Below are 24,483 nucleotides of genomic sequence, written 5' to 3'. Positions count from 1 at the left end.
TCGCACTGGCGATCGCGATCGGCGCCGCAGATCGGCGGGCCGCCCCCGGGCGCCGTATTACACGTCGAGGGTGGTCTCCCCGCGCCGACGCGTATGCACACTGCGGGACATTGTCGCCTCGTTGGTGCAGTGCAATCATCGGGATTTGCACTTATAGGGCTGGCCGCCATATCGCACGCGGTGGAGCGCGAAGGTTCGACACGTGCGCGCTGCGCACGGCGCGTGCCTGTGAAAACAGCGCGCGTCAGGTCATCGCGACCACGCGCCGATCGTGACCCATGCGCGGGTTCAACGTGATCGTTCGCACGCGCGCGCTTCCAACCGCCGCATATGCGAACCCGTTTCGCCGCATAGCCCGAAGGTCGCCGCAGACACGCGGCCGCCGCGCGTGTGGCGCCGATATCACGCCGATATCACGCCGGCATCATCGCCGCTTCCGTGCGCACCTGCGTCGCGTCGCGCGCCGCGCGGCGATCCTCGCGGATCATGTCGCTCGCGCGCTCGGCGATCATCAACGTCGGCGAATTCGTGTTCCCCGACGTGATGAACGGCATCACCGACGCGTCGACGATCCGCAGCCCCGCGATCCCGCGCACGCGCAGCCGGCTGTCGACCACCGCACGTTCGTCGTCGGCGCGCCCCATCCGGCAGGTGCCGACCGGATGGAAAATCGTCGTGCCGATCGCGCCCGCCGCTTCGACGAGCTCGGCCTCGGTCTGATAGCGCGTGCCCGGCAGAATCTCCTGCGGGCGATAACGTGCGAGCGCCGGCGCAGACGCGATGCGGCGCGTGAGCCGCAACGCATTGGCGGCGACGTGACGATCGTGATCGGTCGACAGATAGTTCGGCGCGATCGACGGCGCGACGCCCGGATCGGCGCTCGCGATATGCACGCTGCCGCGCGAGCTCGGCCGCAGCTGGCAGACCGACGCGGTGAATGCGTTGAAGCGGTGCAGCGGCTCGCCGAAGCGCTCGAGCGACAGCGGCTGCACGTGATATTCGAGATCGGGACGCGTGAGCGCCGGGTCGTCCGGATCGGATTTCGCGAACGCGCCGAGCTGCGACGGCGCCATCGACATCGGCCCGCGCTGCAGCAGCGCGTATTCGGCGCCGATCATCAGCTTGCCCCACCAGTTCGCCGAGCGCGTATTCAACGTGCGCACGCCGTCGACGCGAAACGCCATCCGCAGCTGCAGGTGGTCCTGCAGGTTTTCGCCGACCGCGGGCAGATCGTGCACGACGTCGATGCCGAGCGCCTGCAGCCGCGCGCCCGCGCCGATGCCCGACAGTTCGAGCAGCTGCGGCGAATTCACCGCGCCGGACGTCAGCAGCACTTCGATGCGCGCGTGCGCGACGTAGTCGACGCCGCCGCCGTGGTATTCGACGCCGACCGCGCGCCGGCCGTCGAACACCACGCGCTGCGCGTGCGCGCCGGTGATCACGGTCAGGTTCGGGCGCGCCATCGCGGGCCTCAGGAACGCCTTCGACGTATTCCAGCGCACGCCGCGCTTCTGGTTCACTTCGAAATAGCCGACGCCGGTGTTGTCGCCGCGGTTGAAATCGTCGGTGGCCGGGATGCCCGTCTGCTGCGCGGCCTGCGCGAACGATTCGAGGATCTCCCAGCGCAGCCGCTGCTTCTCGACGCGCCAGTAGCCGCCCGCGCCGTGCGCGTCGCTCGCGCCGGCGTGATGGTCCTCGCTGCGCTTGAAGATCGGCAGCACGCTGTCCCACGACCAGCCGGCGTCGCCGGTTTCCTGCGCCCAGCCGTCGTAATCCTCGCGCTGGCCGCGCATGTAGATCATTCCGTTGATCGACGAGCAGCCGCCGAGCACGCGGCCGCGCGGATACGACAGCGCGCGGCCGTTGAGCGCCGCCTCGGGCTGCGTCTTGTACAGCCAGTCGGTGCGCGGATTGCCGATGCAGTACAGATAGCCGACCGGGATATGAATCCAGTGGTAATCGTCCTTGCCGCCCGCTTCGAGCAGCAGCACGCGGATGTCGGGATCTTCGGTCAGGCGGTTCGCGAGCACGCAGCCGGCGGTGCCCGCGCCGACGATCACGTAATCGAATTCGCCCTCGAGCGTGCGTTGAGTGGTCACGACGTGTCTCCTGAGTTGTTGTGCGCCGCGCGGGGCGTGCCGCGCGCCTTTTTCAGCATAGTGCGCCGCGGAGCGACGCGATCGTTGCAGCGTACTCCGGCCGCGCGCTGCCGATCCAATGAGTTATGCTGAACTGCGTTATAAGCCGCACTCATATCACGACGATGGATCTCACTCTGCTGCGCGCGTTCGCGACGGTCGCCCGTGAAGGCAATCTCACGCGCGCCGCCGTGCAGCTGCACCTGACGCAGCCGGCCGTCAGCCTGCAGATCAAGCATCTGCAGGAAGCGCTCGGCGTCGTGCTGTTCACGCGCACGTCGCGCGGGCTCGCGCTCACCCGCGACGGACAGACGCTGCTGCCGCACGCGGAGCGCGCGCTCGCCGCGGCCGTCGACGTCGAGCGCGCCGCCGCCGCGCTGCGGCACGAGGTGCGCGGCCGGCTGCGGATCGGCACGATCCTCGATCCGGGTTTCCTGCGGCTCGGCGGCTTCCTGCGCGCACTGGTCGAAACGCATCCGCAGATCGAAACGGCGCTGCGGCACGGGATGTCGGGCTGGGTGCTCGAACAGGTGCGCGGCGCGGCGCTCGACGTCGGCTACTACATCGGCCGGCCGGGCGAAGACGATCCGCGCGACGACGCCCTGTTCCACACGGTCACGCTGACCCATTTCGAGTACCGCGTGCTGGCGCCGGCCGGCTGGAAGGAGCGCGTGCAGCGCGCGCACGACTGGCGCGCGCTGGCCGCGCTGCCGTGGATCTGGACGCCGCCGGCGTCCGCCCATCATCGGCTGCTGACGCGGCGGTTCGCGGCCGCGGGCGCGCAACCGGTGAAGGTCGCCGAGGTCGATCAGGAGCAATCGATGCTCGATCTCGTGAAATCGGGGATCGGGCTGACGCTCGCGCGCGATTCCACCGCGCTGGCCGAAGCGCACGCGCACGCATTGACGATCGTCGAACAGGTGACGGTGCCGACCGAGCTCACGTTCGTGACGCTCGCCGAGCGCCGCGACGAACCGGCCATCGCCGCCGCGCTGCGGTTGATCGACGCGCAGTGGGCGAGATGAGGCCACCGCGCGTCATGCCACCGTCGCAGGCTTTTTGCTAGATTGTGCGTTCGCACACCGCGAGCCCCCTGACCGAAGGAGATCCGCATGGCCCGCAACATCGAGATCAAAGCCCGCGCCCGCGAATTCGACCGGCTGCGTGAACAGGCGGCGACGCTCGCGACCGAAGCGCCGCTGTTCTACCGTCAGCAGGACTTCTTCTACGACGTGCCGCGCGGCCGGCTGAAGCTGCGCCGCTTCGAGGACGGCACGCCGGCCGAACTGATCTTCTACCAGCGCGACGACCGTGACGGCCCGAAGGCGTCGTACTACACGCGCAGCCCGGTGACGAACCCCGACGCGATGCATGCGCTGCTCGCGACCGCGCTGACCACGCGCGGCATCGTAACCAAGGAACGGCACGTCTATCTGGCGGGCCGCACGCGTATTCACCTCGATCGCGTCGACGGCCTCGGCGACTTCATCGAACTCGAAGTGGTGCTCGCCCCCGACGACGACGAAGCCGACGGTGAAGCCGAAGCGCATCGCGTGTTCGCGCAGCTCGGCGTCGCGCAGGAGGACCTCGTCGCGGTCGCGTACGTCGATCTGCTGAACGCCGACGCTCAATCGGAAGCCGCATAAGCGGCGACAATAATGGCGGCATGACCGCCGCCGGCGCGTCATGTGGCGGCGGCACCGCCATCACCGCCCTGCCGCTCGATCACGCCGCGCCGGGCGCCAGATGCGCGAGCGGCAGCGCGCCGTTGCGCTTGAACGTGGTCAGCACGATGTTCGAGCGCACGCTGTCGACGCCCGGCACGCGCATCAGCTTCTTCATCACGAACTGCGACAGCGCGTTCAGATCGGGCGCGACGATCCGCAGCAGATAGTCGGCGTCGCCGACCACCGCATGACACTCGAGCACCTCGGGCAGCACGTCGATCTGCTGCTGAAACCGCTCGATGATCGAATCGCCGTGATGCTTGAGCTTCAGGCTCGTGAACGCGGTGACGCCCAGGCCGAGCTTTTCCGGCCGCAACATCACGCGATAGCCTTCGATCACGCCGGCCGCCTCGAGCCGCTGCAGCCGCCGGCCGATCTGCGACGGCGACAGCGGCACCTCCTCGCCGAGCTGCTGATGCGTGGCACGGCCGAAGCGCTGCAGCACATCGAGAAGCGCGAGATCGAAGTGGTCGAGTTCCAGCATGAATGCCATCCGCACAAAACGATGAAATGATGCGGGATTATCGCATCGGATGGAGAATCGACGCCATCTTTGCGCCCATCACGCGCGCGCCCCGCTCTACACTCGCATGGTCATTCACCCCAGCATGCAGAGCGTCACCATGTCCACCGTCGTCACCGCGAAACTGCAGGAGCAGTTCGACGCGGGCCTCGAAACCCGTGCCGATTTCACCATCGACCAGCCGCTCGAACGCTACGGCCAGGTCGATCACGCGGTATGGCAGCAGCTGTATGCGCGCCAGGCGGCGCTGCTGCGCGGGCGCGCATGCGACGCGTTCATCGGCGGGCTCGGGAAGATCCGCTTGCCGGCCGACCGCGTGCCGTCGTTCGCTGACGTGAACCGCCAGCTGAAGCCGGCCACCGGCTGGGAGATCGTCGCGGTGCCGGGCTTGGTGCCCGATCGCGTGTTCTTCGCGCATCTCGCGCACCGGCGCTTTCCGGTCACCTGGTGGATGCGCCGCCCCGACCAGCTCGACTATCTGCAGGAGCCCGACTGCTTCCACGACCTGTTCGGCCACGTGCCGCTGCTGATCGAGCCGGTGTTCGCCGACTACATGCAGGCCTACGGGCGTACCGCGCTCGCGGTCGCGGACGACGACGCGGCGCTCGCACGGCTCGCGCGTCTCTATTGGTATACGGTGGAGTTCGGGCTGATCCGCGATCCGCGCGGCACCAACGGGCTGTCGATCTACGGTGCGGGAATCGTGTCGAGCAAGGGCGAGAGCCTCTACAGCGTCGAGAGCGCGGCGCCGAACCGGCTCGGCTTCGACCTCGAGCGCGTGATGCGCACGAAGTACCGGATCGACACGTTCCAGAAGACCTACTTCGTGATCGACGACTTCGCGCAGCTGTTCGCGCTGGCCGACGTCGACGCGCGTGCGCTGGCCGAGCGGCTCGCCGCGCTGCCCGAGCTGTCCGCCGACGCGGTGCTCGATACCGACGTCGTGCTTCAGCGCGGCACCGGCGAAGGCTGGCCCGACGACGACGACGACGACGCATGACGCATGAGGCATGATCCAGCCGCGGACGCCGGCAGCCTTCGGCGCCGGCCGCGATGCGCGCCGCCCAACTATGAAACAATGACCGGAGCCGGCTTTGCCGCGCGGCGTGTGCCGCGCGCGAGCGCCGCTACCGAACGAGGTGCAACATGATCCACAAGCTCACATCCGAAGAACGCAAGACGCGGCTCGAAGGCCTGCCGCACTGGACGGCCGTGCCGGGCCGCGACGCGATCCAGCGCAGCCTGCGCTTCGCCGATTTCAACGAGGCGTTCGGCTTCATGACGCGCGTCGCGATCAAGGCGCAGGAAATGAACCACCATCCGGAATGGTTCAACGTGTACAACCGCGTCGACGTGACGCTGTCGACCCACGACGCCGACGGGCTGACCGAGCGCGACATCGAACTCGCGCAATTCATCGACCGCGTGTGTGCGCACACGCTGCCGGCGGCCTGACACGTTGCGCGAGCCGCCGCGCCGGTTTTGCCGCGCGGCGCGTCAACTTTTCATTTCGCTGAACGTTTTCTAGGATGTATTGAGCGAAAGCCTTCAGCTTTCCAAGCCATCCTTAAGGCGCACGTAAGTCTCGAACGCATTCCGCGCCTTGGGGTCCAAACCTTCCAGTTGCAGCGCGCTTCCGCGCTGTACAATCAGCAGCGCATACGGCTTGGAGAGCGCGCTGGCCTCTTCGCAGAGTTTGAGTTCGTCGCCGCTGGATGGCGAGCGGGCGCGCCAGAAATTGATCGCGGCTTCGAGGTCGTGAATCGAAATATCGGACATGATTGAATTTGTTCGTTCGCTGGCCGCCATGCTTGATGTCAGGCGATGCGGCGCCCCTGTGGAAACGGCGTCGTGCTGTCCGCGTGCCTGAACCGCCAACCCATTGTACTTGAGCGAACTTCATGCGACTCCTTCTGATCGAAGACGACCGCCCCATCGCACGCGGTATCCAGAGCAGCCTCGAGCAGGCTGGCTTTACCGTCGACATGGTGCACGACGGCATCTTTGCCGAACAGGCGCTGGCACAAAACCGCCACGAACTCGTGATCCTCGACCTCGGCCTGCCGGGTATCGACGGGATGACGCTGCTCACCCGCTTTCGCCAGACCAATCGCCACACGCCGGTCATCGTGCTGACCGCGCGCGACGAACTGAACGACCGCATCCAGGGCCTGAACTCCGGCGCCGACGACTACATGCTCAAGCCGTTCGAGCCGGCCGAGCTCGAAGCGCGCATCCGCGCGGTGATGCGCCGCAGCGGCCCGCACAGCGACATGCCGCGGCCGGAAGTGTCGCTCGGCGGCGTCCGGCTGTCGGGCGTCGATCGCCGCATCTTCAACGACGACAAGCCGCTCGAGCTGTCGCCGCGCGAATTCGCGGTGCTCGAAATGCTGCTGCTGCGCCACGGCCGCGTGGTCAGCAAGGCGCAGCTGCAGGATCACCTCACGCATTTCGGCGGCGATCTCGGCGACACCGCGATCGAAGTCTACGTGCACCGCGTGCGCAAGAAGCTCGAGCAGTGCCGCGTCGAAATCGTCACGGTGCGCGGCTTCGGCTACCTGCTGCAGGAAATCCGCCAGACCGCCAGCGTCTGAGCGGCCGGGCGCGCCGGCCGGCCGCCTGCGGCCGGTGCGTCGCACCGCGCCGTTGCCAGTCGCCCGTCGCCGTCCGGTGCCCGACCGCGCCGCTCCCCGTGAGCGGCGCTCATCCATTTGCCCGTCGAAATGTCTGCTGATCCGGCCGTGACCTCCAGCCTGCGCCGCTCGCTGCTGCGGCGCCTCGCCGCGCCGCTGTCGATGCTCGCGCTGATGAGCGGCCTGATCGCCTACTGGCTCGCGTGGCAATACACGCAGCACGTGATCGACCGCTCGCTCGCCGATCTCGCCACCGCCATCTCGAAACAGATCCAGATCGCCGGCCCCGACGCGCCGTTCACCGTGCCGCCGCTCGCGCAGGCGATGTTCTCCGATCCGGCCGAAGCGCTGATCTACCGGATCAGCGACGGCGAACAGGAGCTCGCCGGCGATCCGAAGCTGCCGCTGCGCGGCATCAACGTGCGCCGCATGCATCACGCGTACGTGTTCGAGGCCGAGTACGACAATCGCGCGGTGCGCGTCGCCCAGGTACGCGTCGAAGACGTCGAGGGCGGCAAGCCGATGGTCGTCGAAGTCGCGCAGCCGGTGCGGCACCGCTACAGGATCGCCGCCGAATTCCTGGTCGCCATCATGATGCCGCTGCTGCTGTTGCTGCTCGCCGGCTGGGGCATCGTGTGGCGCGTCGTGAACCAGCAGCTCGGCCCGCTCACGCATCTCGCCGATTCGCTGAACCGGCAGACCCACACGTCGCTGGAGCCGGTCGACGAGACCGACGTGCCGCTCGAAATCCGGCCGCTCACGAGCGCGATGAATGCGCTGCTCGGCCGCCTGAAGACCGCGCTCGACGCGCAGCGCAAGTTCATCGCCGACGCCGCGCACCAGCTGCGCACGCCGCTCACCGCGGTGAAGCTGCATGCCGAGCAGGCGGCCGTCGCGCGCGATCCGCAGCAGACCTATACGGCCGTGCGCGAACTGCGCGCGGCTGCCGATCGCGCGGTGCGGCTGTCCAACCAGCTGCTGTCGCTCGCTCGCGCGGAGCCGGGCGAACAGGTTGCGCGTTTCGTCGACGTCGACCTCGCCGCGATGGCGTTCGAGACCGGCGCCGAGTGGGTGCCGCGCGCGCTCGCGTCGCACGTCGATCTCGGCTTCCAGCGCAGCGACGAGCCCGGCGACGACGAAACATTGAACGTGCGCGGCAATCCGGTGCTGCTGCGCGAAGTCATCGCGAACCTGCTCGACAATGCATTGAAGTACGTGCCGCTCGCGCGGCCGGACGGCGCGCGCATCACCGTGAACGTCGCGCGCGGTACGCTCGACGACGGCCTGCCGGCCGCGGAGATCGTCGTCGAGGACAACGGCCCCGGCGTGCCGGCGAATCAGCAGGCGGACCTGTTCAAGCGCTTCTTCCGCGGCGACGCGCAAAGCGGCAACGGCGTCGAGACGGGTGCGGGGCTGGGCCTCGCGATCGTGCACGACATCATCGCGATGCACGGCGGCACGGTGTCGTACGAGGATGCACCCGAAGGCGGCTCGCGCTTCGTGGTGCGGGTGCCGCTCGCCGAGCGAACCAGCAAGCCGGCGAGCGAAACGCCGGCGGCCGTGCCGACGCACTGAGCGGCGCGTAACGCGCGGGTAGCGGATCTCGAGCGAACCCGGCGAAGCCGTCAAAGCCATCGAGCCGGCCCAGCCCCGCAGCGACGCAGCAACAAGGCCCGCCGGCGAAGCAGCCGCGCGAGCTCGCGCGGCGCGTCGATCACTTCTTCTTTTTCCTGTCCTTCGCGCCGGACTCGGCCTTGCCGTCCTTCTTGTCCTTCTTCTTTTTCTTCTTGCCGTCGTCGTCCGGCGTCGCGAGCAGCGTGCCGCGGCACGTCTCGGCGCCGCAATGGCACGCGTATTCGCGCTTGAGCTTCTTCGTCAGCTTCTCGTCGATCACGAGGCCGTAGTCGTAGAACAGCTCCTCTTCCGGCTCGATGTCGCGCAGCGCGTGGACGAACACGCGGCCCTTGATCTCCTCGGCCTCGCAGTTCGGCGCGCACGAGTGGTTGATCCAGCGCGCGCTGTTGCCGTTGACCTTGCCATCGATCACGCCGCCGTCTTCGAGTGCGAAGTAGAACGTATGGTTCGGGTCGTTCGGATCGTGCGGATGACGGCGCAGCGCTTCCTTCCACGAGATCCGCTCGCCCTTGTATTCCACTACGCGCTCGCCGGCCTTGATCGGCTCCACCGCGAACACGCCCTTGCCGTGTATTCCCGAGCGGCGCACCGCGATCCTGCGTGAACTCATCGAACGAATCCTTGTGAAGTCGACTTGAATGAAAGACGGCCGTGCTCACGGCCCTGCGTCGCGCCAAACGAAAACGCGGCACCGACGGTGCCGCGTCCGGGCATGCAGCGAATCATCCGCATGCTACACGTTCGAGATTGCTTCGTTCAACATCGCGCACTGTCGCGCGCACGACGTTCAGCGTCAGCGCTGGCCGAACGCGACGTCGCCGAACAACGCCTTGTGCTCGCGCGGTTGCGAACGCCAGTACTGCGGCGGCGCCGACACCTGCGCGCCGAGCTCGGCCGCCGCATGCCACGGCCAGCGCGGGTCGTACAGCATCGCGCGCGCCATCGCGACGAAATCCGCGTCGCCGGCCTCGATCAGCCGGTTCGCATGCGCGGGCTCGCTGATCAGGCCGACCGCGATGGTCGGCATCCCGACCGCGCGCTTCACGGCCTGCGCGAACGGCACCTGATAGCCCGGCGACAGCGGAATCTTCTGCAACGGCGACACCCCGCCGGACGACACGTCGATCCAGTCGCAGCCGCGCTGCTTCAGCGCATGCGCGAACGCGATCGTGTCGTCGAGCTCCCAGCCGCCTTCGACCCAGTCGGTCGCCGACACGCGCACGCCGACCGGCCGATCGTCGGGAAACGCCGCGCGCACGATGTCGAAGATCTCGAGCGGAAAGCGCATCCGGTTCTCGCGCGAGCCGCCGTACTCGTCGGTGCGCCGGTTCGCGAGCGGCGACAGGAACTGATGCAGCAGATAGCCGTGCGCCGCATGCACCTCGATCGCGTCGATGCCGAGCCGCGCCGCGCGTTTCGCCGCCGCCGCGAACGCGTCGCGAATCCGGTTCAGGCCGGCCGTATCGAGGGCCAGCGGCGGCGTCTCGCCGTCCTTGTGCGACACGGCCGACGGCGCATGCGGCAGCCATCCGCCGTCGGCCACCGAGACGAGCTGGCCGCCCTTCCACGGCACCTCGCTCGAGGCCTTGCGGCCGGCATGCGACAGCTGCATCGCGACGCGCACCGGCGAATGCTTGCGAATCGCCGCGAGCACCGGCGCGAGCGCGGCTTCGGTCGCGTCGTCCCACAGGCCGAGGTCGCCGGCGGTGATGCGGCCGTCGGGCTCGACCGCGGTCGCTTCGATGCAGAGCAGGCCCGCGCCGGACAGCGCGAGATGGCCGAGGTGAATCATGTGCCAGTCGGTCGCCTCGCCGCGTTCGGCCGAATACTGGCACATCGGGGAGATCACGATCCGGTTCGGAAGCGTCACGCCGCGTAGCGTGAACGGGGAAAACAACGCAGTCATGGAGGCCGCTCGCGTGCAGAGGAAAGAGCGGATCAGCGTAGCACGCACGTCGCGCGCGTGCAGGCGGGCGGATGGTCAGCTAGGGGGTTGCCGCAGATGTGGGAACAGCACTGCGCCGCATGCCGACATCGCCGATCGCGCAATGTCGCGCGCGATCACACCCCGACGCTGTCGAGCCACTCCGAGAACATGCGTCGCGCGGCCGTCTCGAGCGCCGGGCCGTGCTCCGCGGTGTCGGCCCGCAGACGACACGCGTCGATGCCGGCCGTCGCCGCGATCTCGCCGGCATTGCCGATCAGCCAGGGTTCGAAGCGGTCAGTGCGGATTTCCGGATGGCATTGCAGCGCCAGCACATGCCGGCCCCATGCGAACGCCTGGTGGCGGCACGCCGGTGTCGATGCGAGATGGATCGCGCCGCCCGGCAGGTCGAACGTGTCGCCGTGCCAGTGCAGCATCGAGGTGGCCGCAGCGTCCAAATGACGCAGCGGCGAGGCGCGGCCCGCGTCGGTGAGCGCGAGCGGCGCCCAACCGAGTTCCTTCTCGGCGGCCGGATAGACGCGCGCGCCGAGCGCGCGGGCGATGAACTGTGCGCCGAGACAGATGCCGAGGATCGGCAAGCCCGCATCGATGCGCTGGCGCACCAGCGCCGCAAGCGGCGCGATCGACGGATACTGCGCGTCGTCGTACACGCTGAGCGGCCCGCCGAGCAGCACCAGCAGCGACGGCTGCAGCGCGTCGAGCACCTCGACGCGCGACGCGCCGACGTCCACGTAACGCACGCGGCGCCCGCGTTCGCCGAGCACCTGCTCGAAGCTGCCGAGATCCTCGAAATGCACGTGGCGGATCGCCACCACTTCGGCATGCATCATCGGCCTCCCGGTCGATCGGCGGACTTCAGCCGGCGAATACCTTCCAGGTCTTCTTCTGGGTCGCGACGTCGGCTTCTTCGTGCCCCGAGCAGTCGAGGCGCAGGTCGCTGTCGGTCATCGCCTGGTCGAACACGGCGCAGTGATGCACGGTCTTCTTCGACTGCTTGCCCGGCTGGAAGTGCGCGCACGTCAGGCACATGCGCTGCGGCGGCGTCGCACCGGCCACCTGCAGCTCGCGCAGCGTCTTCAGCAGCGCGCGGTAGAGCGCGCCCTGCTCGTCCGCGCCGAGCTTGCCGACCGCTTTCGACAGGAACTCCGGCCATTGCAGCGCCTTCTTCGCCGCGGTGCGGCCGCGGGCCGACAAACGCACCGCGAGCGCGCGGCCGTCGTCCAGTGCGCGACGCTTCTCGACGAGCCCCTTCGTCTCGAGCGTGCTCACCGCATCGCTGGTGGTCGCGGCCGTGAGCTGCGTCTCGCGTGCGATTTCGCCGAGGCGCATCGGCCCCTTGCGTTGCAGCAGCAGCACGAGGATCTCGCCCTGCGTCGGCGTGAGGCCTGCGCCCTCCGCCCAATCCCACGCCTGGCTCCGCATGGCCGTGCTCAATCGCAGCAAGCTGTGGGTCACACGTCCCGAAGCCTGATTCCCGTAAACGCCTTCGCTCATAGTCTTTTCGCTTTGCCGCCGCCCGGATGCCGAGCAGCCGTAGTGTGGAGATCCGATGTCTATCTCAAAATAAACGCCCACCGAGGAGCGTCAACACGGCCGTCGCGAGGCACACGCGGCGGTCGCATTCGCGGCGACCGGTGAGAGACCCGTCGTTCCGGTGTCCGCAGAGTCGCCATTCTAAGCGAGAGCGGAAAATCGTACAGCTAAGTTATCCACAGCATTCTGTGGGGAATACCTCGATAACCGTAACTTTTCGTTGTGCCGCCAATTGCCGCGGGTGGTGCGACAAAACGCGCAAACATTTTCGTGTCCGGATCGGACATTTGTCTGGCGATACCGGACGAAGGGGTTATCCAGTGCGCAGAGCGTTGACTTTGAAGCGGAATATCGGGTTATCCACAGATTTTGAGGAACACTGGGGACGCGATTGGCCCGAAATGGCGGCGAATACCGTTCAGTGAATCGCCGCGCGGTCGAGCCTGCAATCTGCAAAACATTTTTTCATTCGCGCCAGCGCAAACACTGCTGTCTGACCGTTTCGTTCAGCGACTTCTCCTGTTTGAAAACGGTTCTCAACCACGACGCGTCATTTACGCGCGCTTTCGCTAGCGCACCGATCTCGTCGAGGGCCGCGCGCGAGCCGAGCGCCGCCGCGTGCGGGGCGATCCGGTCGAGCGTGTCGAGGATGTCCTCCGCGATCGTGCGGCGCTCACCCGTCTGAGGATTCACGCAGGTCCCCTCGAGCCCGAAGCGGCACGCTTCGAAACGGTTGAACGTGTAGACGAGATAGTCGTCCTCCGACAGCTTCAGCGGCCGGTCGGTCAGCAGATAGCGCGCGAGCGTCTGGATGTAGCACGCGATCGCGGCCGCGCGGTCGACCGACAGCGGCGTGTCCATCACGCGCACCTCGATCGTTCCGTAGCCGGGCTTCGGCCGGATGTCCCAGTAGAAGTCCTTCATCGAGTTGACCACGCCCGTGTTGACCATCTTCGTGAAGTACTCCTCGAAGCTGTCCCAGGTCAGCACGAACGGCGCGCGGCCCGACAGCGGGAACGCGAACACCGAGTTCAGGCGCGCCGAATGGAAGCCGGTGTCGACGTTCTGCACGAACGGCGACGACGCCGACAGCGCAATGAAATGAGGAATGAAGCGCGACATCGAATGCAGCAGGAACAGCGCGCTGTCCGGGTCTGGGCAGCCAATGTGCACGTGCTGGCCGAACACGGTGAACTGCTTCGCGAGATAGCCGTACAGCTCCGAGATGTACTGGAAGCGCGGCGCGTCGTAGATCTGCCGGTCGCTCCACTGCTGGAACGCGTGCGTGCCGCCGCCGCAGAGCCCGACGTTCAGCTGGTCGGCCGCCTTCACGAGCACGTCGCGGATCGCGTGCAGCTCGGAGAGCGCCTGTTCGTGCGAATGACAGATGCCGGTCGACAGCTCGATCATGCTTTCGGTGATTTCCGGCGTGATGTTGCCCGGAAAGGTCTCGCCCTGGATCAGCCGCATCAGGTCGGACGCGGCCTTGGTCAGGTCGTAGTTGTGCGTGTTGACGACCTGGATCTCCAGCTCGACGCCGAAGGTGAACGGTTCGGAATTGACGAAGGTTTCGAGTGCCATGGCGGGTTCCGGAATCAGTTTCTGTCGCTGCGTTCGCTGACCGCCGACAGGCAGCGGTACACGACGAACGGGCTCACGAGCTGCAGGACCACGATCGTGCACATCACGATCGCGCGCAGGTGCGGGTCGAAATTCGGATACATCTGATAGGTGTCGTCGACGAGCAGGTACGACAGCGCGGACATCGGCGTGAGCGCGATGCCGAGCGCGACGCCCTGCTTCATCCCGAGCCCGCTCGGCTTCGCGAACGCGACCACACCCGCCAGCTTGGCGACGAGCCGCGTGACGATCAGCACGATCGCGAGCAGCCCGCCGAGCGCGATGTCGCCCCACGTGAACGACGTGAGCGTCAGCACGAACAGCACCACCGTGAGCAGCCAGCCGGCCGTGCCGAAGTGCTCGGGCCACAGCTGCGGACGCGCTTCGAGGTTCTTCACGATGATGCCGGCGAGCAGCAGCGTGAGCAGCGTCGACAGCTTCAATGCCTGGGCGACCGCGATCGCCAGCATCACGAGCCCGAACAGCGCGACGAACGAGTGCTCGTCGCGCATCGTCGAGGTCATGTGGCGGAACAGGTAATTGCATGCGCGCGCAACGAGATAGGCGACGATGAACGAACCGGCGATCAGATACACCGGTTGCAGGATCGTCGCGAACACGTTGCCGTACGCTTCCTGATGGAGCCAGCTCGTCACGAGCTTGGTCAGCACGATCGCATACACGCTGTTCAGCGCGGTCAACGTGATGAGCCGCTGCGACACCTGCCCTTCCGCGCGCAGTTCGGTCTTCAGCTGGATCACCATCGACGGCGAGGTCGCGATCGCGATCGCCGACAGCACCAGCGCGACCATGCCCGACACGCCGAGCGCGAGCATCACGAACAGCACGAGCACGAAGGTCAGCGTCGCTTCGGCGAGGCTCGACGCAATCAGCCACGGATTGCGGCGAATCCACTTCAGGTCGAGCCGGCTGCCGAGCTCGAACAGCAGCAGGCCGAGCGCGACGTCGATCAGCAGACGCGAGGTTTCGTCGGTACTCGCGTCGATCACGCCGAATCCGAGCGACCCGGCGATCAGACCGATCACCGCATAGCCGGTGATGCGCGGCAGCCGCCAGGCGCGATAGCACAGCTCGCCACACAGACCGGCCGCAAACAACGCGAGACCGGCCCAGAACACGGCATCCGGCGCGAGCGGCCAGTTGGGCAGAAATGAGAACGCCGACTTCATCGTGGTGACTTCTCCTTTGGAAGCAATCGCCAGCGGCGCGGGGTCAAGCGTCAGAAATGAGATGCACGCCGGCTGGGTATCGCCCCGAATGTGATTGTTGTGGTCGACGACGGCGGGACATGGGATCCGCCTCTTCCGCCATCCGGCGGAGTGTCGTACAGGCTGCCGATCTGGATTGTCGGCCTGGTGTGTGAACGGACTGCGCAGTCTCGAAGATTCAGATTCGAAATCGTGCCGACCGTTCCATTGATGCATGTCCGGCGCAGGGCCGGACGAACGCGAAGGAAACCGATTGTGCCACAGCTTTTTCGTTCCGGAACCCGCCCGATCGACTCGCGGCGCTGTGAGGCGCCACAGGTCTTTGGTTTCAACTGTTTACTCGTATACATACGTAGTAGAAGTTAACAAGGCACGCACAGTTCTGTGGATAACGCCGGTTTGTGTAGAAAGATCAAGGCATTGGCGTGCGCGTAACCCGTTGCACACGCTGTTTGCTCACAGCGGTTCGAGTTGAGCAACTTTCGGGCCGCATCGCGGCTGTGCGAGTTACCCAGTTTACGTCCACTGTGATTGCACACGGACTGCGTACGGATTCCGCGCAGTTATCCACAGCGGTGCGTGGATAAGTTTGCGCGGGCGAATCGCGGGACTGTGAGGCATGGGCCGGCCAGGTCAGCCGAGTTTGCGCCCGCGCAGGGCGCGGATCAGGAACCGGGCGGGGTCGACGGCATCGGCGAGCTCGCGCTCGAGCGGCAACGGCTCGCCTTCGAGTTGCGACGCAATCAGCTCGGCGCCGAGCGACGCCCACACGAGGCCGCGCGAACCGAAGCCGAACGCGCCGTACAGGCCGGCGGTGCGCGGCAGGTCGCGCGCTTTCGCACCGCTCAGCGCCCGCGCGTTGGCAGCGGCCTGCGCTTCGTCCGCGAGCGGGCCGATCAGCGGCACGCGATCGGCGACGACCCAGCGAAACGCGACGCGCCCGCGCAATGTATCGACGTCCGGCACGTCGCCGACGAGGCCCGGCAGCAGATGCCGGATGCGCGCGAGGTTTTCGAGGTGGCCGGCGTCGCGAATCTCAGGATCGACGTCGTCCGGTTCGAAGGTCGCGCCGATCAGCAGCGTGCCGTCGTCGAGCGGCACCGCGTAGCCGTCGCCGATCGCGGGGCACGGCAGCGGCACCGTCGTGCCGGGCGGCAGCAGCGTCAACTGGCCGCGCACCGGCTGTAGCGCGACATGCCGCAGGCCCGCGAGCCGCACCGCGTCGCCGGCATTCGCGAGCACGACGACCGGCGCTTCGGCGATCGTCGCGCCGTCGGCGCCGATCGCGCGCCACGTGTCGCCATCGCGTTCGAGCCCCGCGACTTCGGTGCCGGTGCGCAGCGTCACGCGTTCGCCGGCCGCGGCGACCTGGGCGGCGCAGAGCCCGGCCGGCCATACGGCGCCGCCGTGCGGAAACAGCAGGCCGCCGTGCGCGACCGGCAGATTCAGATGCGCGCGCGCGGCGTCGGCATCGAGCAGCGTGACATGGTCGGCCGGTGCGCCGAGCGCGTCGAACGCATCGCGCATTCGCACGAAGTCGTCGGCCGATTCCGCGAGATGGATCATCCCGCGCGTGCTGCGCGCGAACGTGTGGCCCGCATGCTCGAGCGCGCGCCAGCGCGCGAGCGCATGCAGGAAACCGCTGCGCGTGAGGCGGCTCGCGACGTTGTCGTCGCGCGTCATCAGCGGATGGAACACGCCGGCCGGATTGCCCGATGCCTCGCTCGCGATCTGCGCGTGTCGCTCGATCAGCGTGACGTGCCAGCCGCGCGCGGCGAGCCGCTCGACGAGCGCACATCCGGCGAGGCCCGCGCCGATCACGATCGCCTCGCGCGCGGCCACCGGCAACGCGCGCGGCGGCTCGTGCCGGCGCATCCGCCACCGCGGCGCGTATTCGCCGACCAGCATCGCAAACTTGCCGGCCAAACCCGGCATCTTGCGATAGGCGAAGCCCGCTTCGACGAGCGCTTGCTTCACGACGCCTGCGCTCGAATACGTCGCGAACGTCGCGTCGTCGGCCGCGACGCGCGCGAGCGCGCGGAACACGTCGGCCGACCAGAGGTCCGCGTTCTTCGCCGGTGCGAAGCCGTCCAGATAGAACGCGTCCGCGCGTGCGACGAGCTTCGGCAGCAGCTCGCGCGCATCGCCGAGCGCGAGCGTGAGCACGACGCGTCCACCTTCGAATTCGATCCGATGAAAACCGGGCACGGCCGGCGGCCACGCATCGGCAAGCAGCGCCGCCTGCTCCGACAAAGTTGTGCCCGCAACGATGTGGGAAAGTGCTCGACGCAGGTCGTCGCGCGTGAACGGATGCTTCTCGAACGACACGAAATGCAGCCGCTCGCAGCGCGCGGGGTCGTCGCGCCACGCGGCCCAGGTCGCGAGGAAGTTGGTGCCGGTGCCGAACCCGGTCTCGACGATCGTGAACGTGCGGCTGCCCTGCCAGCGTGCGGGCAGCCGGTTGCCGGCGATGAACACGTAGTTCGCCTGCGCGAACGCACCGGCGACGTTGTAATAGATGTCGCCGTACTCGGGCGAGATGAGGGTGCCGTCGTCGCGAAACGCGAGCGTGGCCGGGACGAGTCGGTCGGGCATGCGAAACAAAAAGCGTGGCGGCCAAGCCTGGCAAGGGATTGCGCGGACGCCCGGCGCGCCGCGTTGGCAAAAACCAACGAGCTGGCGCGCGCGTGGAGCGGGCTGCGTATCCTCTGCGCTTGGCGCAGGTCAAAAAATGGGCAATCGACGATTCATTCGGCGAAATACCGATGAAAATCTTTGAAACCCTTGTCGTTATTGGGTTTGCGCTGCGCTATCATAGCAACGCCGTACCGCGGGGTGGCCGCCGGCAAGCCGGACGGCGCGTCGCGCGGGCCAGGATTCGGCGCTGTGTCGTCGGAGTCTGTCTCTCGACGGCACGGTTCGCGCACGTATAATCGGCGCGTTCGCGCTGTTCGTGTCAAACCTAACCTGAAAAAGGAACCTTAATGAACAAACAGGAACTGATCGACGCCGTCGCCGCCCAAACGGGCGCCAGCAAGGCTCAAACCGGCGAAACGCTGGACACGCTGCTCGAAGTCATCAAGAAAGCCGTGTCGAAGGGCGATGCGGTTCAGCTGATCGGCTTCGGCAGCTTCGGTTCGGGCAAGCGCGCAGCACGTACGGGCCGCAACCCGAAGACGGGCGAAACCATCAAGATCCCGGCAGCCAAGACGGTCAAGTTCACGGCTGGCAAGGCGTTCAAGGACGCCGTCAACAAGCGTTAATACCGCGCTCGTTCCAGAAAAAAACCCGCCTTCCGGCGGGTTTTTTGTTTGGCGCGCGCGGCATTTTCACCACAGTGTGCGCCGCGCTTGCAAGATTTAACGTTGTGTCGGCCGCTTGCCAGCAGCGTGTTTACCGCGTGTTACGCATGCACGATCTGCCCGTCGGGATCGTCGTCATCATGCTCGTCGACGTCCCACGCCGGGAACGGATCGTCGAATGCGGCCCATTGTTCGGCGCCCAGCGCGAATTCCGCATCGGTGAGCAGGCACGCGTCGAGTTTCGCGCGCCAGGCATCGGCGTCGAGCCCGATGCCGATCAGCACGAGCTCCTGACGGCGATCGCCGATCGAGCGATCGTCGAGATCGCCCTGCCACTCCGTGCGAATTTCGGCGAGCAATTCGTCGTCTTCCGGCCATTCCGCGCGATCCTGCGCGGCCCACCAGAGGCCGGCCGGCCCGTGTCGGCACACGCCGCCCGCCTGCGACAGCGAGCCCGCGATGTCGTTGCGCGTCGCGAGCCAGAAGAAGCCCTTGCTGCGCAGCACGCCCGGCCATTCCTGATGCAGCAGCGCCCAGAGTCGCGCCGGATGAAACGGCCGGCGTGCGCGGTAAACGAAATTGCCGATGCCGAATTCGTCCGCTTCGCCGTGCACGTGCGCATGATGCGGATCGTGGCAGTCCGGATCGTCGCACTGCGTATGATCGTGATCGAGCGACGCGAGCCATCCCGGCGCATTCGCGGCCTCGTCGAAATCGAAGCGGCCGGTGTTCAGCACTTCGTCGAGCGGCACGTTGCCGAACGTCGAGACGACCTGATGCGCGCGCGGGTTCAGCCGCGCGAGGATGTGCTGCAGGCGCGCGAGTTCGTCCGCGCCGACGAGATCGGCCTTGTTGATCACCAGCACGTCGCAGAATTCGATCTGCTCGATCAGCAATTCGACGAGCGTGCGATCGTCTTCGTCGGAAGCGGCGATTCCGCGCGTCGCGAGCGCATCGTCGGAACCGTAGTCGCGCAGGAAGTTGTACGCATCGACGACCGTCACGAGCGTGTCGAGCCGCGCGACGCTCGACAGCGAGGCGCCGTCGTCGTCGACGAACGTGAAGGTTTCGGCGATCGGCATCGGCTCGGCGATGCCGGTCGATTCGATCACGATCGCATCGAAGCGGCCGTCGGCGGCGAGATTGCGGATCTCGACGAGCAGATCGTCGCGCAGCGTGCAGCAGATGCAGCCGTTCGACATCTCGACGAGCCGTTCCTCGACGTGCGACAGCGCCTGCGCATCGCGCACGAGCGACGCGTCGATGTTGACCGCCGCGAGGTCGTTGACGATCACCGCGACCTTCAGGCCCGCGCGGTTCGCGAGGATGTGATTGAGCAGCGTGGTCTTGCCGGCGCCGAGGAAACCGGACAGCACGGTGACGGGCAACGGCTGGTTCATTGCCGGATTCATAACGATTTGCACCAACGGAAAGGATGAAAAAGCGGCCGCGGCGCCCTTGCGGGGCGCGATCGGCCCGCGGGGCCGGTCGACATGGCGGCGTGAGTCCGCATTGTGCATCAAACGCGCGCCGGCCGAGCGGCTGCGCGCCGCGGCGTCACTGCTGCGGCAGCAGCTTCCACTGCGACAGGATGCCGGCGATCTGCCGCGCATACTTGTCGCGCAGCGACGGCGTTTCCGAATGATAGGCGCCCACCGCCTGCCAGCTGTTGCCGTAGCGATTCATCTTCTGGCGCAGATGCCACGCGGCGATGTAGACGTTCTTGCACGGCTCCATCAGCGTGTCGCGGCCGATGCCGTAACGCGACAGCGTCTGCAGATGGATCGAGTTGATCTGCATGAGCCCGTAGTCGACGGAGCCGTTCGTATTCTTGTTCAGCGCGTCGGGCCGGTTGTGCGACTCCTGCCACGCGATCGCGCGCAGGATCAGCGGATTGACCTTCTGATACCGGGCGGCTTCGTCGAAACAATCGGCGCGAGCGTTGCCGCAGGCGAACCCTGCGCCGGCGGCGATCAGCGCGATCGAAGCGAACCGTCTGTTCATAGTGCGCAAGCGGTGACGAATAGGTGAAATGCTCGGGAAAACCCGTGTCTGTTCGGCGTACGACTGGAAACGCGTCGCCCGTATCATACCGACAGACCGTCACGTGGCGACATCCGACGGACGGCAGACCGTTTATACCGCATTTCCGTGTCGATCTCGATAGCGCGACAAGGCGATGGCGGCCGGAATCTCGCAGTGATGCCGAAAATATTACATTCTGCATACATTGCGCCAGCAAGATGTCGTATGTGAGACAGTCTTCGGATCAATGTGATATTTCGGACATGAAAAACTGCTAATGTCGCGCCTTTAGGACTTGGATCCCAGCACTACCGCCGGAAGTGGCCTGAGCCGGCATCGACCCATTCATCCATGACAAGAACTCGCTTCGCTATGCGGCGCATCGCCACGACCCTGGTGGTCGCCGGCATCATCGTCTCCCAGGCCGCCTACGCTCAGGTCACGCTCAACTTCGTGAATGCGGACATCGACCAGGTCGCGAAGGCGATCGGCGCCGCGACCGGCAAGACCATCATCGTCGATCCCCGCGTGAAGGGGCAGCTCAATCTCGTGGCCGAGCGGCCGGTGCCGGAGGAGCAGGCGCTGAAGACGCTGCAGTCGGCGCTGCGCATGCAGGGCTTCGCGCTGGTGCAGGACCACGGCGTGCTGAAGGTCGTGCCGGAGGCCGATGCGAAGCTGCAAGGCGTGCCGACCTATGTCGGCAACACGCCGCAAGCGCGCGGCGATCAGGTGATCACGCAGGTGTTCGAGCTGCACAACGAATCGGCCAACAACCTGCTGCCGGTGCTGCGCCCGCTGATTTCGCCGAACAACACGGTCACCGCGTACCCGGCGAACAACACGATCGTCGTGACCGACTATGCGGACAACGTGCGCCGCATCGCGCAGATCATCGCCGGCGTCGACAGCGCCGCGGGCGCGCAGGTGCAGGTCGTGCCGCTGCGCAACGCGAACGCGATCGACCTGGCCGCGCAACTGCAGAAGATGCTCGACCCCGGTGCGATCGGCAACAGCGACGCGACGCTGAAGGTGTCGGTCACCGCCGATCCGCGCACCAACTCGCTGCTGCTGCGCGCGTCGAGCGCGTCGCGCCTCGCGGCGGCGAAGCGCCTCGTGCAGCAGCTCGATGCGCCGAGCGCGGTGCCGGGCAACATGCACGTGGTTCCGCTGCGCAACGCGGACGCGGTGAAGCTCGCGAAGACGCTACGCGGGATGCTCGGCAAGGGCGGCAACGACAGCGGCTCGTCGGCGTCGTCGAACGATGCGAACAGCTTCAACCAGAACGGCGGCTCGTCGTCGAGCGGCAACTTCTCGACCGGCACGTCGGGCACCCCGCCGCTGCCGTCGGGCGGCCTCGGCGGTTCGTCTTCGTCCGCGTATGGCGGCGGCGCATCGGGCAGCGGTGGCATGGGCAGCGCCGGCCTGCTCGGCGGCGACAAGGACAAGGGCGACGACAACCAGCCCGGCGGGATGATCCAGGCCGACGCGGCGACCAACTCGCTGATCATCACCGCATCCGATCCGGTCTACCGGAACCTGCGCTCGGTGATCGACCAGCTCGACGCGCGGCGCGCGCAGGTCTATATCGAGGCGCTGATCGTCGAGCTGAATTCGACGACGCAGGGCAACCTCGGCATTCAGTGGCAGGTCGCGAGCGGCCAGTTCCTCGGCGGCACGAACCTGAACCCGACGTCCGGGCTCGGCAACAGCATCGTCAATCTGACGGCCGGCACCGCCGGCGCCACCACGCCCGGCCTCGCGGCCAATCTCGGCACGCTGACGCAGGGCCTCAACATCGGCTGGCTGCACAACCTGTTCGGCGTGCAGAGCCTCGGCGCGCTGCTGCAATATTTCGCCGGCGTGAGCGACGCGAACGTGCTGTCGACGCCGAACCTGATCACGCTCGACAACGAGGAAGCGAAGATCGTCGTCGGCCAGAACGTGCCGATCGCGACCGGCTCGTACTCGAACCTGACGAGCGGCACGACGAGCAACGCGTTCAACACGTACGACCGTCGCGACGTCGGCCTCACGCTGCACGTGAAGCCGCAGATCACCGACGGCGGCATCCTGAAGCTGCAGCTGTATACGGAAGACTCGGCGGTCGTCGCCGGCACGACCAGCGCGCAGACGGGGCCGACCTTCACGAAGCGCTCGATCCAGTCGACGATCCTCGCCGACAACGGCGAGATCATCGTGCTCGGCGGCCTGATGCAGGACAACTACCAGGTGTCGAACAGCAAGGTGCCGCTGCTCGGCGACATCCCGTGGATCGGCCAGCTGTTCCGCTCCGAATCGAAGCAGCGCGCGAAGACCAACCTGATGGTGTTCCTGCGGCCGGTGATCATCAGCGATCGCAACGTCGCGCAGGAAGTCACCGCGAACCGCTACGACTACATCCAGGGCGTGACGGGCGCATACAAGTCGGACAACAACGTGATGCGCGACAAGGACGATCCGATCGTCCCGCCGATGCCGCTCGGCCCGAGCCAGGGCGGCACGCCGGCCGGCAATCTGTTCGATCTCGACAAGATGCGGCGCCAGCAGATGCAGCGTCAGGTCGCGCCGGTGCCGGCCCAGCCGCTGCCGGAGCAGACGCCCGTGCAGCCGCAAAGCGTGCCGCAGCAGACGGTGCCGCAGCAACCGTTGAGCGCCACGCCGGGAGCCTCGCAGTGAGCGACGTGCTCGCGTCCGCGCCCCAGGACGGCGCGCCGGGCGAACGGCAGCCGCCGTCGCCGCTCGCCGCCCGCCTGCTGCCGTACGGCTTCGCGAAGAGCGGCCAGGTGCTGATCGCGCACCAGCTCGACGATACGCTCGAGGTGTGGATCAGCGAACGCACGAGCGACGCGGCGCTCGCCGAGATCGCCCGCAACTTCGGTTCGATCGTCGTACAGCGCGTGCCGGCCGACGAGCTCGCGCAGGCGATCAACCACGCGTACGCGCGCCAGGACGGCAGCGCCGCGCAGATCGTCGGCGAGGTCGAAGGCGAAGTCGACCTGTCGCGGCTGATGCAGGACATCCCGGAAGTCGAGGATCTGCTCGAATCGGAAGACGACGCGCCGATCATCCGCATGATCAACGCGCTGCTCACGCAGGCCGCGCGCGAGCAGGCGTCGGACATCCACATCGAGCCGTTCGAGAATGCGTCGGTCGTGCGGTTTCGCGTCGACGGCACGCTGCGCGACGTCGTGCGCCCGAAGAAGGCGCTGCACGGCGCGCTGATCTCGCGGATCAAGATCATGGCGCAGCTCGACATCGCCGAAAAACGCCTGCCGCAGGACGGCCGCATCACGCTGCGCGTCGGCGGCCGCCCGGTGGACGTGCGCGTGTCGACGCTGCCGACCGGGCACGGCGAGCGCGCGGTGCTGCGTCTGCTCGAAAAGGACGCGCAGCGCCTGAACCTCGAAGCGCTCGGGATGGGCCGCGACACGCTCGTCCAGTTCGACAAGCTGATCGCCCGCCCGCACGGGATCGTGCTGGTGACGGGGCCGACCGGCTCCGGCAAGACGACGACGCTGTACGCGTCAATGTCGCGGCTCGAAACGGCGACGACCAACATCATGACGGTCGAGGATCCGATCGAATACGACCTGTCCGGCATCGGCCAGACGCAGGTCAACGAGCGGATCGGGATGACGTTCGCCCGCGCGTTGCGCTCGATCCTGCGCCAGGATCCGGACGTCATCATGATCGGCGAAATCCGCGACCTCGAAACCGCGCAGATCGCGGTGCAGGCATCGCTCACGGGCCACCTGGTGCTGGCGACGCTGCATACGAACGACGCCGCGTCGGCCGTCACGCGGCTGACCGACATGGGCGTCGAGCCGTACCTGCTCGCGTCGTCGCTGCTCGGCGTGCTCGCGCAGCGGCTGGTGCGCCAGCTGTGTCCGGTCTGCAAGGAAGAGCGGCACGAGGACGGCCGCAGCGTGTGGCATCCGGTCGGCTGCGACAAGTGCGGCCATTCGGGCTACACGGGCCGGCGCGGCGTGTACGAACTGCTGGTGGTCGACGATGCGATCCGCTCGCTGATCCATCGCAACGCGGCCGACGCGGAGATCCTCGCCACCGGCCGCGCGCAAGGCATGCGCACGCTGCGCGACGATGCCGAGCGCTGGCTCGCGGCCGGCGCGACGTCGCTCGAGGAAGTGCTGCGCGTGACGGGAGGCGCATAGC

21 protein-coding genes are annotated in these 24,483 nt (G+C 67.1%); 9 read left to right on the top strand and 12 right to left on the bottom strand.

Annotated elements, in window-relative coordinates:
- Positions 1-413: 413 nt before the first annotated feature.
- Positions 414-2,099, bottom strand: a complete 1,686-nt coding sequence (locus MYA_RS00395; protein ID WP_014722160.1) for a GMC family oxidoreductase — start codon at positions 2,097-2,099, stop codon at positions 414-416.
- Between the two features lie 164 nt (positions 2,100-2,263).
- On the opposite strand from MYA_RS00395, the gene MYA_RS00390 reads away from it, so the two are divergent.
- On the top strand, positions 2,264-3,163 hold the full coding sequence (locus MYA_RS00390; protein WP_034192994.1) for a LysR family transcriptional regulator: 900 nt from the start codon (positions 2,264-2,266) through the stop codon (positions 3,161-3,163).
- Between the two features lie 87 nt (positions 3,164-3,250).
- Positions 3,251-3,784, top strand: coding sequence for a class IV adenylate cyclase (locus tag MYA_RS00385; RefSeq protein ID WP_014722157.1), 534 nt, complete (start codon positions 3,251-3,253; stop codon positions 3,782-3,784).
- 79 nt (positions 3,785-3,863) lie between these two features.
- On the opposite strand, the gene MYA_RS00380 is transcribed toward MYA_RS00385, so the two are convergent.
- On the bottom strand, positions 3,864-4,349 hold the full coding sequence (locus tag MYA_RS00380; protein WP_014722156.1) for an Lrp/AsnC family transcriptional regulator: 486 nt from the start codon (positions 4,347-4,349) through the stop codon (positions 3,864-3,866).
- Positions 4,350-4,455: 106 nt separating this feature from the next.
- Here MYA_RS00380 and phhA point away from each other — a divergent pair, with 106 nt between their 5' ends.
- Entirely contained in the window at positions 4,456-5,388 is a 933-nt protein-coding gene (gene phhA / locus MYA_RS00375) for a phenylalanine 4-monooxygenase (protein ID WP_193373723.1), read from the top strand.
- 146 nt (positions 5,389-5,534) lie between these two features.
- Positions 5,535-5,843 carry a 4a-hydroxytetrahydrobiopterin dehydratase gene (locus MYA_RS00370; protein WP_011882790.1) on the top strand — a complete coding sequence of 103 codons (309 nt, stop codon included), beginning with the start codon at positions 5,535-5,537 and terminating at the stop codon, positions 5,841-5,843.
- A gap of 93 nt (positions 5,844-5,936) precedes the next feature.
- On the opposite strand, the gene MYA_RS00365 is transcribed toward MYA_RS00370, so the two are convergent.
- On the bottom strand, positions 5,937-6,167 hold the full coding sequence (locus tag MYA_RS00365; protein WP_014722154.1) for a DUF3717 domain-containing protein: 231 nt from the start codon (positions 6,165-6,167) through the stop codon (positions 5,937-5,939).
- A 122-nt stretch (positions 6,168-6,289) separates the two neighbouring features.
- Here MYA_RS00365 and MYA_RS00360 point away from each other — a divergent pair, with 122 nt between their 5' ends.
- Together MYA_RS00360 and MYA_RS00355 are read left to right on the top strand one after the other, a co-directional pair.
- Complete coding sequence (locus MYA_RS00360) at positions 6,290-6,982, top strand: response regulator (RefSeq protein WP_006401494.1); 693 nt, start codon at positions 6,290-6,292, stop codon at positions 6,980-6,982.
- Between the two features lie 129 nt (positions 6,983-7,111).
- Positions 7,112-8,596, top strand: coding sequence for a sensor histidine kinase (locus MYA_RS00355; protein ID WP_011882788.1), 1,485 nt, complete (start codon positions 7,112-7,114; stop codon positions 8,594-8,596).
- Positions 8,597-8,735: 139 nt separating this feature from the next.
- Here MYA_RS00355 and MYA_RS00350 read toward each other — a convergent pair whose 3' ends face one another.
- The 7 genes from MYA_RS00350 to mnmC form a co-directional block, all read right to left on the bottom strand.
- Entirely contained in the window at positions 8,736-9,266 is a 531-nt protein-coding gene (locus MYA_RS00350; RefSeq protein WP_014722151.1) for an SET domain-containing protein, read from the bottom strand.
- 183 nt (positions 9,267-9,449) lie between these two features.
- Complete coding sequence (locus MYA_RS00345) at positions 9,450-10,562, bottom strand: NADH:flavin oxidoreductase/NADH oxidase (RefSeq protein ID WP_014722150.1); 1,113 nt, start codon at positions 10,560-10,562, stop codon at positions 9,450-9,452.
- Between the two features lie 155 nt (positions 10,563-10,717).
- The gene (locus MYA_RS00340; RefSeq protein ID WP_041493929.1) at positions 10,718-11,428 is read right to left on the bottom strand and encodes a glutamine amidotransferase; all 711 of its coding nucleotides are present in this window, start codon (positions 11,426-11,428) and stop codon (positions 10,718-10,720) included.
- 28 nt (positions 11,429-11,456) lie between these two features.
- Positions 11,457-12,095 carry a MarR family winged helix-turn-helix transcriptional regulator gene (locus MYA_RS00335; protein WP_011882784.1) on the bottom strand — a complete coding sequence of 213 codons (639 nt, stop codon included), beginning with the start codon at positions 12,093-12,095 and terminating at the stop codon, positions 11,457-11,459.
- A 504-nt stretch (positions 12,096-12,599) separates the two neighbouring features.
- The gene (locus tag MYA_RS00330; RefSeq protein ID WP_011882782.1) at positions 12,600-13,715 is read right to left on the bottom strand and encodes a YbdK family carboxylate-amine ligase; all 1,116 of its coding nucleotides are present in this window, start codon (positions 13,713-13,715) and stop codon (positions 12,600-12,602) included.
- Between the two features lie 14 nt (positions 13,716-13,729).
- A complete protein-coding gene (locus MYA_RS00325) occupies positions 13,730-14,944 on the bottom strand; it encodes a cation:proton antiporter (protein WP_011882781.1) in 1,215 nt (404 codons plus the stop codon).
- Between the two features lie 672 nt (positions 14,945-15,616).
- Positions 15,617-17,578 carry a bifunctional tRNA (5-methylaminomethyl-2-thiouridine)(34)-methyltransferase MnmD/FAD-dependent 5-carboxymethylaminomethyl-2-thiouridine(34) oxidoreductase MnmC gene (mnmC, locus tag MYA_RS00320; protein ID WP_014722147.1) on the bottom strand — a complete coding sequence of 654 codons (1,962 nt, stop codon included), beginning with the start codon at positions 17,576-17,578 and terminating at the stop codon, positions 15,617-15,619.
- Between the two features lie 389 nt (positions 17,579-17,967).
- On the opposite strand from mnmC, the gene MYA_RS00315 reads away from it, so the two are divergent.
- Entirely contained in the window at positions 17,968-18,246 is a 279-nt protein-coding gene (locus MYA_RS00315) for an HU family DNA-binding protein (protein WP_006401505.1), read from the top strand.
- A 140-nt stretch (positions 18,247-18,386) separates the two neighbouring features.
- On the opposite strand, the gene MYA_RS00310 is transcribed toward MYA_RS00315, so the two are convergent.
- Together MYA_RS00310 and MYA_RS00305 are read right to left on the bottom strand one after the other, a co-directional pair.
- On the bottom strand, positions 18,387-19,697 hold the full coding sequence (locus MYA_RS00310; RefSeq protein ID WP_011882778.1) for a GTP-binding protein: 1,311 nt from the start codon (positions 19,695-19,697) through the stop codon (positions 18,387-18,389).
- A gap of 145 nt (positions 19,698-19,842) precedes the next feature.
- Positions 19,843-20,289, bottom strand: coding sequence for a lytic transglycosylase domain-containing protein (locus MYA_RS00305; RefSeq protein WP_014722145.1), 447 nt, complete (start codon positions 20,287-20,289; stop codon positions 19,843-19,845).
- 372 nt (positions 20,290-20,661) lie between these two features.
- On the opposite strand from MYA_RS00305, the gene gspD reads away from it, so the two are divergent.
- Both gspD and gspE read left to right on the top strand, forming a co-directional pair.
- The gene (gene gspD / locus MYA_RS00300; protein ID WP_041493718.1) at positions 20,662-22,986 is read left to right on the top strand and encodes a type II secretion system secretin GspD; all 2,325 of its coding nucleotides are present in this window, start codon (positions 20,662-20,664) and stop codon (positions 22,984-22,986) included.
- Positions 22,983-24,482: a type II secretion system ATPase GspE gene (gspE, locus tag MYA_RS00295; protein WP_011882775.1), complete on the top strand. Its 1,500-nt coding sequence runs from the start codon at positions 22,983-22,985 to the stop codon at positions 24,480-24,482. Before gspD ends, gspE begins: the two co-directional genes overlap by 4 nt.
- The last annotated feature ends 1 nt before the right edge of the window (position 24,483 follow it).

It is taken from the genome of Burkholderia sp. KJ006 (genome assembly GCF_000262695.1).
Taxonomy (GTDB): domain Bacteria; phylum Pseudomonadota; class Gammaproteobacteria; order Burkholderiales; family Burkholderiaceae; genus Burkholderia; species Burkholderia vietnamiensis.
Note: the sequence above shows the minus strand (reverse complement) of the source record. Positions and strands in the feature narration are given on the sequence as shown.

Coding starts and splice junctions, on each gene's coding strand:
- MYA_RS00390 (WP_034192994.1), top strand. CDS start 2,264: ATGGATCTCACTCTGCTGCGCGCGTTCGCGACGGTCGCCCGTGAAGGC.
- MYA_RS00385 (WP_014722157.1), top strand. CDS start 3,251: ATGGCCCGCAACATCGAGATCAAAGCCCGCGCCCGCGAATTCGACCGG.
- MYA_RS00380 (WP_014722156.1), bottom strand. CDS start 4,349: ATGCTGGAACTCGACCACTTCGATCTCGCGCTTCTCGATGTGCTGCAG.
- phhA (WP_193373723.1), top strand. CDS start 4,456: ATGGTCATTCACCCCAGCATGCAGAGCGTCACCATGTCCACCGTCGTC.
- MYA_RS00370 (WP_011882790.1), top strand. CDS start 5,535: ATGATCCACAAGCTCACATCCGAAGAACGCAAGACGCGGCTCGAAGGC.
- MYA_RS00365 (WP_014722154.1), bottom strand. CDS start 6,167: ATGTCCGATATTTCGATTCACGACCTCGAAGCCGCGATCAATTTCTGG.
- MYA_RS00360 (WP_006401494.1), top strand. CDS start 6,290: ATGCGACTCCTTCTGATCGAAGACGACCGCCCCATCGCACGCGGTATC.
- MYA_RS00355 (WP_011882788.1), top strand. CDS start 7,112: ATGTCTGCTGATCCGGCCGTGACCTCCAGCCTGCGCCGCTCGCTGCTG.
- MYA_RS00350 (WP_014722151.1), bottom strand. CDS start 9,266: ATGAGTTCACGCAGGATCGCGGTGCGCCGCTCGGGAATACACGGCAAG.
- MYA_RS00345 (WP_014722150.1), bottom strand. CDS start 10,562: ATGACTGCGTTGTTTTCCCCGTTCACGCTACGCGGCGTGACGCTTCCG.
- MYA_RS00340 (WP_041493929.1), bottom strand. CDS start 11,428: ATGCATGCCGAAGTGGTGGCGATCCGCCACGTGCATTTCGAGGATCTC.
- MYA_RS00335 (WP_011882784.1), bottom strand. CDS start 12,095: ATGAGCGAAGGCGTTTACGGGAATCAGGCTTCGGGACGTGTGACCCAC.
- MYA_RS00330 (WP_011882782.1), bottom strand. CDS start 13,715: ATGGCACTCGAAACCTTCGTCAATTCCGAACCGTTCACCTTCGGCGTC.
- MYA_RS00325 (WP_011882781.1), bottom strand. CDS start 14,944: ATGAAGTCGGCGTTCTCATTTCTGCCCAACTGGCCGCTCGCGCCGGAT.
- mnmC (WP_014722147.1), bottom strand. CDS start 17,578: ATGCCCGACCGACTCGTCCCGGCCACGCTCGCGTTTCGCGACGACGGC.
- MYA_RS00315 (WP_006401505.1), top strand. CDS start 17,968: ATGAACAAACAGGAACTGATCGACGCCGTCGCCGCCCAAACGGGCGCC.
- MYA_RS00310 (WP_011882778.1), bottom strand. CDS start 19,697: ATGAATCCGGCAATGAACCAGCCGTTGCCCGTCACCGTGCTGTCCGGT.
- MYA_RS00305 (WP_014722145.1), bottom strand. CDS start 20,289: ATGAACAGACGGTTCGCTTCGATCGCGCTGATCGCCGCCGGCGCAGGG.
- gspD (WP_041493718.1), top strand. CDS start 20,662: ATGACAAGAACTCGCTTCGCTATGCGGCGCATCGCCACGACCCTGGTG.